The following is a 12,149-nucleotide window of genomic DNA, read 5'->3' as shown; positions in this document are numbered from 1 at the left end:
TCGCTGCTGTCCTGGATCTCGAGGGCCTCCGATCGTTGCTCGACGAGTTCAACGTTCGCTATGCTGTGCTGTTCGGATCGTATGCCAGGGGAACGGAATCATCGGTCTCCAGAGCGAAAGTCCGTCTTTGCATCGGTGAACTCGTCGCAGATTTCGGTTGTGACGCTACACAGCGTGCGACACTCCTCTAAGTTGACGTACTCGACGGCGACCCGGGTGTAGCGTGTGGGGAATACCTGAAGCCCCGTGGCGTGGTGAGGGCGCTCGAGAGGGTGCACGCGTGGAACTCCGCGTAGCGGTATCCGAACACACGCTCGAGATCCGTGGCGTTCGACTCTTTCGACCCGGTCAGCTGTTGGTCATCTTCCCAACACCCTTATCCCGCTGTGCGGTGTCTGTAGACACACGGAATGGGCCAGGAGCTAACCTTCCGGTACACCCACGTCGAAGCCGGCCTCGTCGAGAACGTCGTGATTCGGCGAACGACCGATACGGAGACGTACCCGTCGGGCTGGAAGTACACGCTTCATCTGGGCACCCTCGAGGATCTGACGCTTGTCCGGTACGATAACGCCCACGAGGACACGAAAGGCCACGAACACCACACTGCCGCTGGCGACGTCGACGCCGACTTCCCGGGGATGGAGGAGGTACTCGTCGAGTTCTGGGCGAGTGCCGACGAGTACTGGGAGGCCGTCGATGGCGCTCCGCCGCGACCCTACTGATCACACCCGAATCGACCCCATCACAACCATGACAACACTCCATATCACTGTCGGCGACCGAGAACAGCTTCGCACGGACGCCCTCCAGTTCGTCCAGGCTGGTGAGACCGACTCACTCGAGACGGACGACGAGCAGGCGATCCTGCAGTTCGGAACGTATGACGATCTCGTTGCCAACCTTACGCCGCTGCGCCTGACGCTCCTTGAAGCGATCGCCGAACACGAACCCCAGAGCATGCGGGAGGCTGCCCGGCTCGTCGATCGTGACGTCTCCGATGTCCATTCGGATCTCAAACAGCTGGAAGTGCTCGGGATGCTCGACCTCGAGGCGGGCGGTCCCGGTGGTGCAATCCAGCCTGTTGTGTCGTTCGATCGCATCGAGATGCAGATCGACTACCCGCTCGTGAGTGACCGGGATCTCGACGGGACCTCAGCCAGCGCATAGGGATCGAGAGCCGGTGACGCCAGCCGCGCCCAACTGGCCTGATCGATCACGGTGCACGGGACGCTGGTCACGTTCATCGACCGCTTCGGACACCTTTCTCCGTGCCGCGAGTGCGTCGTGAATCTCAGTGGCGGTGCTACGCAGCGTGCGACACCCCGTGAGGGGCACGTACCCGACGACGACTGCGTCATGGCGGGCGACGATCTCGGCGGGTGTCACACCCTTCTCAGCAACGAGGTTCGCGTCAGGCGCGGTTTCGGCGACGCGGTCGTCGGGCGTGCTCATACTCGGCGGAACTACGTGTGTCTGTGTGGAAGTCGTACTCGTTCGGGACCCACGCCACAGTTGCTCGAGCGCGAGGTCGAGATTCCCGTTCCTCTCGATCGATCGATGTGCCAGTAGTTCCCCGGTATTTATCTCTCGATACGATGGATGTTCAGCTACCACGGGAGTTCAGGATGAATATACGTCACTATGTTTTGGGCACGTCGACGGAGGAGCCGACGGTGCCGGTCTACGATCCGATCCTCGCGCTGTTGCCGATCATCAGCAGTCTCGCGGTGACGAGCTGGCTGGTGTCACAGCGAGCCGGCTACATCATGACGGGCACGCTGTTGGTTTCGATCGCAGCGTATGGAATTCTGATGCCCGACATTCGGCTGCAGTTCGACGCCGCGTTTCTCGTGCTTATTGGTGGCTACTGGCTGGGGCTGCTCGTCCACTACTACTATGCGCCCCACACCGAACTCCTGCAGTACATTGCGGCCACGCCGCTGGCGGTGGTTGCGGCCGTGGTCGTATTACCGGCGTTGATCGACGGCCGCCGCCAGACGTTCACGATGGGGCTGACACTCGTGGCCACGCTGCTCGCGCTGGTCGGCATCGGGATGGTCTGGCAGGAGTTCCAGACGAGCGAGACCCTCTACGAGTCCGTCGGCGGCTCGGTGTTCGGGATCGACGGCATCCGGACGGCCTCGATCTTCCACAATCCCAACGGCTACGGTTTCGTCATGATGGTCGGCAGCCTCGCGGCACTGTACACGTTCTTGGCCCGCCGCGGGGCGGTGTGGCTCGGGGCGCTTTTGGTCTGTCTGCTGGGCTTCCTCTTGAGCGAGGGCGACGCCGCGCTCGTCGGCTTCACCGCCGGCTCGGTGCTCGTCCTCTCGGGGTTCGACCGTCGAGTCGGCTTTCTCGGTATCGGAGTCGCCGCCCTCGGGGTTTACGTGGCGATCCGGCTCGGCCACGTCGGCGACGTGATGGAAAGTACACTCCTGACCCGCGTCGACCGGTGGGTCGCCTCGATCGAGCGCCTCGCCGAGGACCCGATGCTCGGGATCGGCTTTGCGAACACCGCCGAGGAGATCGACGGCTCCAGAGGGCCCCACAACTCCTACATCTACCCGCTACTCAACACAGGCATCATCGCCGGCAGTCTCTATCTGGGCGCGCTCGTCTACGCGCTGGGCCAGGGGATCCGTACCCGGTGGACGCCGTGGACCGGGTTCGTCGTCGGGCTCGCCGTGGCGATCTTCCTGTATATGGGCTTCGAGTCGCTCTTTTTGGGCGGGCTCAGCCCCTCCTCGATCATGCTCGGGCTGTGTCTCGGCCTGCTGTTGTACTCCCCCGAGAGGGACGGCCCGGTCACCGATCTGCGATCGAAGTTCGTCATCCGATAATCTCTTTTTTGAGCCAGTTGCCACGAGCGTCGTGACCGCTCGAGCGTTCACCACTAAGCACCGCCGGCCACAGTACTCGGACTGACGCGGACACGTCGCCCGACCGAGGGCACCCCCTCCAGGGTTGGTAGCCTGAGCAACGCCCGTCGCGACGACGGGGTCGTTAGGCCCGATTCGCTCGAGTTCGAGACCGACGGTCGAGCTGTACCGACTGGTATCATAGCCATCCACTTGCCAGTCGAGACGACAGCTTCGATCCAAAACCGACAGGAGGTACAGTTATGACGCTTGCGACCAAGATTAAGTCAGATGGCGCAACCGATTCCCTCCCAGTGTCCCGACTGTGGTGCCATGGATATCCACGTGGCGAACGTCTCGCCGACCGACCACGACCGGGGCGAGGGGTGGGTGACGCGGGCGGCCTGTGAGGCCTGCGAGGAGTACGTCGAGTGGTTCGACTGAACGCCGGGACGCTGCGTCCCACGTCAAAGTGATCGCCTGTCAGGTAGGCGCTCGAGCACCGGACGGGAGCCGGAGTCTCAGGTCCCTGCGCGTCGCGCTCACGAGCCGGGAGACCTATTGGGGACCGACATCGAGGGCACTCCTCTATCGTCGTTTGGCCCCCTTGCCAAGCGTCGAGTCACTGTGTTTCGACAGGGCACCCCCATCTCGATCATGCGGGAGTGTGTCTCGGTAGCTGTTGTTGTACTCGCCCGCCGACGGCCCAGCGACCGATCTCCGAGCGACGTTTCACAGTCGGTGATCGGAGCGAGCCGTTCCAAGCGATCCGAAGCCGTCTACCACTTCCTGCGCTCACTTCCGCGCGCTGAAAAACAGTGCCGCGCCGTAGCGCTCGAGCTGGACCGTCCGAAACCCCGTCTCCAGCAGGAGGTCGCGAAGCTCCTCGTGGTCGAAGACGTGTGCGCCGATCGTCTGTGCGAGTCCGTACTGCGCAGCGGGCAGGGCCAGCGGCGACTCCGCGCTGAGCGTCGTGCCGGCGAACCGCCCGCCGGGGGCCAGCACGCGCTGGATCTCCGCGACGGTCGTCGGAATATCGGCGAACAGGTGCAGCGCCCAGCCACAGGCGACGCCCTCGAACGCCTCGTCCTCGAAGCAAAGATCCTCGGCGTTCATTCGCGCAACGACCACGTTGTCATGCCCGTCTCGCATGGCGTCCCGCCGGGCGCGTCGTAACATCTCCAGCGAGAGGTCGATCCCCCAGACGGCGGCCGCGTCGGCGGCGAGCACGCGCGTCACTCGCCCGGTGCCACAGGCCACGTCGAGGACGTCGCCCCCGGCGACGTCCAACGCCTCGACGATCGTCGACCGGTCATCGATGGGGGCGCGTGGGCCGCCGAGCACGCGGTACACCACGGGAAACCACAGCGGCGTCTCATAGATCGACGCCAGCGCGTCGAACACCGGTGGGCCGGCCGACTGCTCGACGGCGACCGGAAAGCGGGGGATCCCGTCGACGACCGGCACCGTTTCACTACAGGCCGGACAGTGAAGCGCGTCGGCCCGGGACGTGAGTGGCGCCTCGCAGGCGGGGCAGGTGGGTGTCACGCCGGTCTGGATCGGATCGGCCATAGCCGCTGGTACGGGAAGCGGGTACTAAATCCTCGACCTCGAGACCGACGGGTCGTCGTGAACTGGCCCACGTCGTCTCGAGCCTCGGGGGAGAGGATACACGCACGGGCTGGGCTCCGAGTCCCGACGAGACGCCCTTCCGCTCCTGGGAGTTGTGGACTCGGTGTCGACCGATGGCCACTCCAGGAGTGAGGACTCGTTGAGCTGGGCTGAGAACGAAAGCAAGAGTTACCAGTACTACCGGAATGGTACCACCCACCCTGCTCGATCGACTCGAGAGGGACGTAGAACTGCTGGAGCGCCACGTACAGGTGCTGCAAATGGTCCTCGAGGACGAGCCGATCGGAATCGAGACGATGTCCACCGAGTCGGGGTATCCCCATCACAAAATCCGCTACTCGTTGCGTGTCCTCGAAGAAGAGAACCTGATCGAGCCGTCGAGCCAGGGCGCCGTCACGACTGATCGTACCGAGGAGTTCGCCACCGGGCTTGATGGCGAACTCGACGGCATTGTTGAGCGGATCGAGGGGATGAAGATCGAGAGCCTCGCCGAGATCGATGAGTGAGTTCAGGGTTTGGTGTACTCCCCTGAGAAGGACGGGCCGGTCACCGATCTGCGATCGAAGTTCGTCATCCGATAATCTCTTCGACCAGTTGCCACGAGCGTCGTGACCGCTCGAGTTTTCGGTACTGAATACCGCCGGCCATCGTTTGCCGAACGACGCGAACGAGTCGTCCGGCCGAGGACACCAAACCCAAGATCGGTGGCCCGAACGAAGCCCTTCGCGATGACAGGTGCCTGGTCGGCTCGAGGGACCACCTCGGTGGGATCGACCAGCGGGTCGAGCGCGCCCTTGTCGGTAAAGAGGCTCTCGCCCGGCGCTGTCTCGTCGACGAGGTCGTCGTACTTGGGCGGACGATCGCGATTGCCGGTGGGAGTGGCGTGACAGCGAGGAACGTATCGCCCAGCCCGCCTCCACGGTGTACCTGCTGTGGTGTAACTCGGTCACCACTCCTACTCGACGGGCACCGAACTCTCTCCGTCGTGGGTCGGTGTCGGCTTCGAACGGGAGGTGGCTGCGAGCGAGGGACAGGTGACAGCCAGAGCGGGCGTGATCGAGTCGGTGTCGAAAGAACGCTCTGCGATCGCGGCCGTCGACACGGCGACGGTGTGACACGGCGGCTGACACAATAAAAACGATCGACCTGCTGGACAGCCGGGCTGCTTACTCCGTGGTCGCTTCCCAGGGCCAGTCGCCGTCCTCACCGAAACCCGGGCGATCCGGGATCTCCTCGGCGCGGTCGGGGTCGCGCTCGAAGAGCGTCCCGTCAGCGGTCTCCTCGAGGATGGCGCGGTTCTCGTTGCGCATGATGCGGACCATCTGGCCCTCCATGCGCTCGCCGCGGTCGCCGGTCTGGCCGGTCATCTCGTTGAGGATGCTGCCGAAGCCGTAGGCGCCGTAGGCGTTGCGGGCGATGTTGACCGTGTCGCCGCCCGGATAGACCGAGAGCTGGGCGTTGGCCTTCCCCTCGGCGTGATCGTACATCGCGACGTTGAGGCGCTGGGAGAGCTCGATCTCGTCGGTGCCGACGGCGTCCGCGATCGGCCAGAAGTTCGACGAGTGGAACATGTCGCCGGGGTTCTCGTCCTCGTCGTAGTACATCCCGCTCTGGGTGTGGAGGTCCGAGACCCACAGAGGTTCCAGGTCGAGAGCGTACTCGAGCATCGCCTGCGTCTCGGGCGAGGGGTTCTCGTCGGGTTTTGGGCCGGGCAACTCCGCCTCGGGGAGTTCGTAGTAGTGCTGGCGGTTCGGGTCGGCGGGACCGCTCTGTGTGCCCTCGAACGGGTCCTCCCACGTGTAGTCCTCGGGCCGGGCGTTCGCGCGCTGGTTGCGCATCGCCCCGTCCGGGTTCTGCATCGGCAGGACGTGGACGGTCAGCGCCTCGGTGACCGTTCTCGCGAACGGGCTCCCCGAGGTCGCGAGCTCCCGCAGCTCCGCGAGGAGGGCGTTGGTGCCGGTGGGCTCGTCGCCGTGCTGTTCGGAGACGAAGAACACGTCCGTCTCGCCGCTGCCGACGCGGGCGACGGTCAGGTCGCGGCCTTCGAGGCTCTCGCCGATCTTCTCGAGTTCGAACGGGCGGCGTGCCCGCTGCTCGAAGTCCCCGAGCAACTCTTGGACCTCCTGGTGGGTGTAGAACCGACGTGTCTCCTCGCGAGGCAACGAATCGTCCGCGCTGACTGTCGTTGCGAACATTCCTGCCCCCGCGGCGCTGCCGAGTAACTTGAGTGCACTGCGTCGTCTCATAATACATTATAGTGAACGAATATAGATCATATAAGATTATCCATTAGTTTTGGGAATATTTCCCATTGTGATTGCATATGTGATTAGAGTATCAGTTTCAGAGGCTGGAAAATGAAGTTTAGTGGAGGGAATGGATAGCGGTCGTCGAGATCGCCCGCTGTGCGGACTGTCGCTCCACGGTCGGTGCTGTAGACTGGGTCACTGCAGTCCTGTACCGTCGGTGTGTTGCCCACTCGGGCAGGCCTCGGGCGCCGCCCAGATCCCCTCGCAGACGCCGTCGAGCCCCTCGTCGGCCTTCCGGTTCTCGCCCGAGAGCTTGTAATAGATCTCGGTGGCGCGCTAGACCGCGTCCGGCACTCGGTGTGGTGACGTCCTCGACGTCGGCCCGATCGTGGCGCGTGGGGAACTCCCGATAGATCTCGTGTGGTGAGCGTCTTCTCGGTCTTCGGCAGGCCGGACACCGAGACTGTCGGCGGCAGGGAGCGGTCGTGGACGCCGTTGTGGATGGTCGCTAGCTCCCGTTCCTGAGCAGAGGGTGAGGAGCTGTCGCTCCGCTCACGCCACCCGTTGGACGTGTACTCGGCGGTCCTCGACGCTGTGGACCAGCGGGCCGAAACACACTGGATCGCCAGCAGTAGCGCTGGCGGTCCACATGATCAGCGAGACGCCGGGCGCAACTCACTCCTCGCCGAGTTTCGGGGAGATAAGCTTGCGGAGTGGTACGCTGTTGGCCCGGTGCGTATCCACGGTCGGTAGGCCGTGGGAGTGCGCCTGCACCGCATATAACCGCCAGAGACCGCATCGATCGCTCGATGGAAAGACGTCAGTTGCGGAGGTGCTACACCAGACAGTGTCGTTGCGTTTGATCGAGTGTGACTGCACAGCATATTTATCACCTGTCTTGTTGTTTACCGAATCAACCAAAGATGATGTCACAGATTATCGAACAGATCATGGGTGCTGTTACTAAGCCAGAGCCGGAGCCCAAAGCTCAGGTGTCAGACTCCGATAAGAAGCGCTCGGTCGATCTTTACACGTGTTCCGATTGTCGGGAAACATACATCATGAACGACATGAACGTCTGCCCAAAATGTGGTGAGTCGGTTGAACCGACTCCATCCTTCTCCGAGCTAGGTATTACTCCCAACCGGAGGGAGTAGCCCCTCCAGCCTCAGGACAGGGGTTCTCACGCAGCTTTTGTCAACAGCCACCGAAAATGATAACCGCCCTGGTAACTGCTCCGGCTGTAGTGAACGAGCACCGCTGTCGCCGATCCAGTCGACGCTCGTGGTGCATTCGTGCGCTGTATTCATCGCCGCGCTCTCCCCCACCTCTATTAGTTGATAGAAGGGACGGCGTTAGGTTCCCAGACCGCCATGTCGGCTGAGTCACCGACGCCTGGTCTGAAACCACTTCGTGAGACGCGTTCGAGGGCACCTTCGGCTCGCACACCGACTCGGAAGACGTCATCGTCGGCCGGCTCTCGCGGGCTCTTCGGCCTCCCGGACCCGTAAGCCCCTTCGGTTCACCGGTCAGCTCGGCGCGGTCCTGGTGGCGGCGCGAACGAGGGTGGTGACACTCCTTCGGAGTCACACCCCCGACGGCGATCCGGTCGTGGCGGGCGGCGAACGCCTGACAGACGCGTCGCGTCGGCAGCGGTTTCCCGGTCTCCGGCGGGCCGTCGTGGCTGCCGTTGAGCAGCCGCGCTAGCTCGCGCTCCTGGGTCTCGCGGGCGTGAATCTCGGCGAAGTCTGAGCGTGGGTCGAGTGGGGCCTTGTCGGCAAAGCGGCTCGCGTCGGGTGCCGTTTCGTCGAAGCGGGGTCCTCAAAGCCCGATTCGCTCGAGTTCGAGACTAACGGCCAAACTGTACGGTCGGCGTCGCAGCTGTCCGCTTGCCAGTCGCTGCGACAGCTCAGGTCTCAAACACGACAGGAGGTACAGTTATAACGCTCACGACCAAGATTGAGTCAGATGGCGAAACCGATTCCCTCCCAGTGTCCCGACTGTGGTGCCGTGGAGATCCACGTGGCGAAAGTTTCGCCGACCGACCACGATCGTGGGGAGGGGTGGGCGACGCGGGCGGCCTGTACGGCCTGCGAGGAGTACGTCGAGTGGTTCGACTGACCAGTAGCCGCTGTCGGTGTACCGTCGATCGGTATTACGACGGTGCCGTGAGCCTGCCCGACAAATGAGTTTCGTGCCGATACATGTGAGTGAATGATTTCGGACTGTGATTTGTACTGTGCAAATAGTGAACTCCCTCGAGGCCAAGCCCGAGGCACTCGGCCTACTCCGCTTGTAGCCCCTCGTTCCATCCGTCAAGTGTTTCGAGAGAACTTATTGCTACCACTGGCGTTTGTACCGAACGGCCCGCGGCCCACTCAGGACTGGCTCGTCTCGAGATTACAGACGAAGCGACGACTTCGGTTACGGGCGAGATACTCGTAGGCTCGGTTGCCGACAGTCCTGACCGGCGGAAGTGCCATCACCAGCGTAATCGGTGCGAAAATCCGAAACTGCTTGAACAGTTGTCGGAACGCCTCGTAGCCGCCATAGGCCTCGCCGTCCCGGAACAGGTACATCTCCGCGTCGAGGTTGACGTCGTCCCGAGTGGCTAGCTCCGGGGGTACGTCCGACTGGGAGTGAAACTGCACCGAACGGTTGATATCGAGGTGCTTGAACGGGTAGAGACACCGGGCACAGAACGCACAGCGTTCGTCGTACACCAGCGTGGCGTCGTTCGAGTTGGCCGCAAGCTTTCGATAGCCGACGTCCCAGGCGACGAACAACACGAGAACGAGGAACATATCGATGAAGTAGAGGCCGAGCGTAGCGATCACGGACGTGTGAAAGCCCAGCAGTCCGAGGGCGGACAGCGTGATCGGCAGCCCCAGCAGGACCGCGACGATCAGCGACAGCTGGACCAGCGCGGTGCCGACGAAGCCGAGCCAGCCCAGCAGCTCGACCTCGAGGATCGGCGCCGCCAGCGGTCGGTCGACGCCGATCAGTACCTGGGCCTCGAGGATGTCCTGTCGAAGTTCGGCACCGGAGAGCCAGATCTCGAGCGGCCCGCTCATGATCTTGCCCCACGCGGCCCCGAGATACATCAATCCGACGACGAGCAGTCCCCATCTGAGTGCACGCAGCCGGTACTCCTGGTTCGGCCCCTCCTTCAGGAACGCGTTCAGCTGCTCGAGCGACCGGTTTCGGGTTCGAAGGAGCGCGTCGACCGACAGCAGATCGTCTTCGTGAAAGAACGCGAACAGCAGGATGAAATACGCACAGACGAACAGCGATTCGACGGTGCCGGCCAGGTAGATCGTCGACTTGACCGCCAGCATATGCATCACCAGGAGACTGGCGAGACCGCCGCTCCAGCGGATCTTGTAGCCGACGATGAACGAGACCAGCAACGCGGCGACCACCCACTGCTGGTAGGGCAACAGGGCGAAAAAGAGGTCCTGATGGAGGAACGCGATCGGGTCGTTGACGTGGTGGTCGGGCCACTCCCCGTAGAACCCCCAGTCGAGCGAGACGACCCGCCAGAGGACCCAGGTTCCGAGGAGAACGCGAACGACGGCGAGGTTGAACGGAGACGAACGGCTGTCGTCGGCGAAGTAATTGACGAACGCACTCATGGGTTGTCGTGTTCGGTGATGGTTTGCTCGGCTACGTCGACCGTAAGCAGGCGCTGTTCCTCGTTCGATTCGACCGCCGTCGTATCGTCGGTGAACGTTATCGTTCGTTCGTAGACGCGGACCGCCTCGAACGCCTCGTAGGCCGCGAGCTCGTCGGCGGTCCAGGGCTCGTCGTCGACGTATCGCGGGGGCTGTAACCGTTCGTAGGCGGGTGGCCCGCCCGACTCGATCTCCGCCCGATGGTCGATGGCGTTCGAGACAAAGAACTCGCCCATCGCCAGCCGTTCAGCGTCGTCGTACTCGGCGGTCATGTCGCCGGCGATCGTCGACGTTCGCGACCCGCTGGTCGGCGGGGTCGCGCGATCGTCGTACTCGAGTTCGTTGCCCGCCGCATCGACGATGCGGATCTCGTAATAGGTCCGTTCCTCGTCGTTCGGTTCGGCGAACTTGTGCATGTCGACGACCGGCATCAGCGGCATCCCGACCAGTGTAACCGCCAGCAGCGTCGTAAAGAACCCCGCGAGCCAGACCTGCCGTGCAACGTGTCGGTGGGCGAACGCGAGACAGCACAGCGTCCCGAGGAAAAACAGCACGTACACCGCGGGAAAGATGATCTCGGTAAACGGGGCTAGATGATCTAACACTCACTCAACACTATGTGTGTCCAGTAGATGAGGTGTTGAATAAAATCTCGTGTCAGTTTCAAGTGCTGACACTCAGGCAGATCATTGAAACAGCTGAAGACGGATCGAGAATCGATTTCGATCGCAGCCCCATCTTAGCATCGCTTCTCGCGTCAGTCCGCGGGCGGCGTCCCCACCAGCGCCGTATCGTGGGCCGGCCACGCGTGGCCCCCACGTCACCCAACACTGGGTGCCGATGCGCCAGGACGGCCCGCCCAGCCCCTCCCGTCCGTCGATCGCCGGGCAACGCTCGAATCGCCGGGACGCGAGCCGCTCGTCAAAACCGGCCGGCCATCATTGCCTGGACCGCCGTCCTCGAGCTCCGGATTCGGCGGGGCGAGAGCGCGACCGCAGACCGTCACTGATGAGAACGGAGCTGTGGCACACGTCGCGGAAAATTCAGCCACGGCAACGAGCTGAGTTCCAACCGCGCCGACCCAAGTCGACCGAGCAAACGACCCGTGCCCAGCACCGTCCTCCGATCGTCAACCGACCACTGCGCCGCGATTATCCGCTGTAGCTCCTTCCTGAGAGATACTCGAACTCCGCTATCCGAGACTCGTAGCATCTGTCGACGAGCACCCCGAGCGGGTCGTCTATCGGTTCATCGGTGAACAGCTCCGGCTTCTCGAGCGCCCACTCCTCGGCAAGTTGCTGTTGGGTTGGATCGTCGAGCGTGTCCTCCGCGAGTTCGATCACCATCGACCCGTGCTTGTGGGTGGCCAGCCACGTCTCGAACTCGATACCGAGCCAGTCCTCGGCGAAGCGACGATTCCCGTGGTACGCGATATACAATGTGGTGTACTGCGCCCGGATGTCGTCTGCTCGGTCGGACGCTTGCTCGCGGTCCTCCGCCGAAGGGAGGTCATCGCTTTCCTCGAAGATGGGGGCCCATATCTGTCTCTCGAGCAGGTGGAACTGCAGCACGGTCGTATGGAGGTCGTACACCGCCTCGAACGCAAAATGAAGCGAGAGGTAGCCGAATGCGAGCGTTTCGCCCTGCTGCTCGGTCGGGCATGTTTCGCTCAACCGCTCGATCCAGAAGTCTTTCCCCTGTGCCTGTGCGACGAAGAGGTACCGGTTGCG

General features: G+C 63.0%; 11 protein-coding genes and 1 pseudogene. 6 read left to right on the top strand and 6 right to left on the bottom strand.

Annotation, left to right across the window (positions count from 1 at the left end):
- Positions 1–410: 410 nt before the first annotated feature.
- Positions 411–725, top strand: coding sequence for a DUF6516 family protein (locus QA600_RS19545; RefSeq protein ID WP_278293607.1), 315 nt, complete (start codon positions 411–413; stop codon positions 723–725).
- Between the two features lie 28 nt (positions 726–753).
- Positions 754–1,170 carry a transcriptional regulator gene (locus tag QA600_RS19540; RefSeq protein ID WP_278293606.1) on the top strand — a complete coding sequence of 139 codons (417 nt, stop codon included), beginning with the start codon at positions 754–756 and terminating at the stop codon, positions 1,168–1,170.
- Here QA600_RS19540 and QA600_RS19535 read toward each other — a convergent pair.
- Complete coding sequence (locus tag QA600_RS19535) at positions 1,156–1,455, bottom strand: hypothetical protein (protein WP_278293605.1); 300 nt, start codon at positions 1,453–1,455, stop codon at positions 1,156–1,158. The genes QA600_RS19540 and QA600_RS19535 overlap by 15 nt on opposite strands.
- A 194-nt stretch (positions 1,456–1,649) precedes the next feature.
- On the opposite strand from QA600_RS19535, the gene QA600_RS19530 reads away from it, so the two are divergent.
- The gene (locus QA600_RS19530; protein WP_278293604.1) at positions 1,650–2,846 is read left to right on the top strand and encodes an O-antigen ligase domain-containing protein; all 1,197 of its coding nucleotides are present in this window, start codon (positions 1,650–1,652) and stop codon (positions 2,844–2,846) included.
- A 309-nt stretch (positions 2,847–3,155) separates the two neighbouring features.
- Positions 3,156–3,308 (top strand): hypothetical protein, encoded by a 153-nt coding sequence (locus QA600_RS19525; protein ID WP_278293603.1) that lies wholly within the window; start codon positions 3,156–3,158, stop codon positions 3,306–3,308.
- A gap of 351 nt (positions 3,309–3,659) precedes the next feature.
- Here QA600_RS19525 and QA600_RS19520 read toward each other — a convergent pair whose 3' ends face one another.
- A complete protein-coding gene (locus tag QA600_RS19520; RefSeq protein WP_278293602.1) occupies positions 3,660–4,436 on the bottom strand; it encodes a methyltransferase domain-containing protein in 777 nt (258 codons plus the stop codon).
- A gap of 260 nt (positions 4,437–4,696) precedes the next feature.
- Between QA600_RS19520 and QA600_RS19515 the strand changes: the two genes are divergently transcribed.
- Positions 4,697–5,002, top strand: a complete 306-nt coding sequence (locus QA600_RS19515; RefSeq protein WP_278293656.1) for a hypothetical protein — start codon at positions 4,697–4,699, stop codon at positions 5,000–5,002.
- 660 nt (positions 5,003–5,662) lie between these two features.
- Here the strand turns inward: QA600_RS19515 and QA600_RS19510 are convergent.
- Positions 5,663–6,742, bottom strand: coding sequence for a M14 family zinc carboxypeptidase (locus QA600_RS19510; protein ID WP_278293601.1), 1,080 nt, complete (start codon positions 6,740–6,742; stop codon positions 5,663–5,665).
- 1,971 nt (positions 6,743–8,713) lie between these two features.
- On the opposite strand from QA600_RS19510, the gene QA600_RS19505 reads away from it, so the two are divergent.
- Positions 8,714–8,866 (top strand): hypothetical protein, encoded by a 153-nt coding sequence (locus QA600_RS19505; protein WP_278293600.1) that lies wholly within the window; start codon positions 8,714–8,716, stop codon positions 8,864–8,866.
- Between the two features lie 257 nt (positions 8,867–9,123).
- Here the strand turns inward: QA600_RS19505 and QA600_RS19500 are convergent, their stop codons facing one another.
- The 3 genes and pseudogenes from QA600_RS19500 to QA600_RS19490 all read right to left on the bottom strand — a co-directional run.
- Positions 9,124–10,380, bottom strand: a complete 1,257-nt coding sequence (locus tag QA600_RS19500) for a DUF393 domain-containing protein (RefSeq protein ID WP_278293599.1) — start codon at positions 10,378–10,380, stop codon at positions 9,124–9,126.
- Positions 10,377–11,024: a hypothetical protein gene (locus QA600_RS19495; RefSeq protein ID WP_278293598.1), complete on the bottom strand. Its 648-nt coding sequence runs from the start codon at positions 11,022–11,024 to the stop codon at positions 10,377–10,379. The genes QA600_RS19500 and QA600_RS19495 overlap by 4 nt, the downstream gene beginning before the upstream one ends.
- Before the next feature lie 546 nt (positions 11,025–11,570).
- Positions 11,571–12,149: pseudogene (locus tag QA600_RS19490) on the bottom strand (hypothetical protein); the annotation flags it as partial.

This window comes from Natronococcus sp. A-GB1, assembly GCF_029688845.1.
Classification (GTDB): Archaea; Halobacteriota; Halobacteria; order Halobacteriales; family Natrialbaceae; genus Natronococcus.
This window is presented reverse-complemented; position numbering and strand designations above follow the sequence as displayed.

Bases quoted from the DNA above. Each gene is read 5' to 3' on its own strand.
- QA600_RS19545 (WP_278293607.1), top strand. From the start codon at position 411: ATGGGCCAGGAGCTAACCTTCCGGTACACCCACGTCGAAGCCGGCCTC.
- QA600_RS19540 (WP_278293606.1), top strand. From the start codon at position 754: ATGACAACACTCCATATCACTGTCGGCGACCGAGAACAGCTTCGCACG.
- QA600_RS19535 (WP_278293605.1), bottom strand. From the start codon at position 1,455: ATGAGCACGCCCGACGACCGCGTCGCCGAAACCGCGCCTGACGCGAAC.
- QA600_RS19525 (WP_278293603.1), top strand. From the start codon at position 3,156: ATGGCGCAACCGATTCCCTCCCAGTGTCCCGACTGTGGTGCCATGGAT.
- QA600_RS19520 (WP_278293602.1), bottom strand. From the start codon at position 4,436: ATGGCCGATCCGATCCAGACCGGCGTGACACCCACCTGCCCCGCCTGC.
- QA600_RS19510 (WP_278293601.1), bottom strand. From the start codon at position 6,742: ATGAGACGACGCAGTGCACTCAAGTTACTCGGCAGCGCCGCGGGGGCA.
- QA600_RS19505 (WP_278293600.1), top strand. From the start codon at position 8,714: ATGGCGAAACCGATTCCCTCCCAGTGTCCCGACTGTGGTGCCGTGGAG.
- QA600_RS19500 (WP_278293599.1), bottom strand. From the start codon at position 10,380: ATGAGTGCGTTCGTCAATTACTTCGCCGACGACAGCCGTTCGTCTCCG.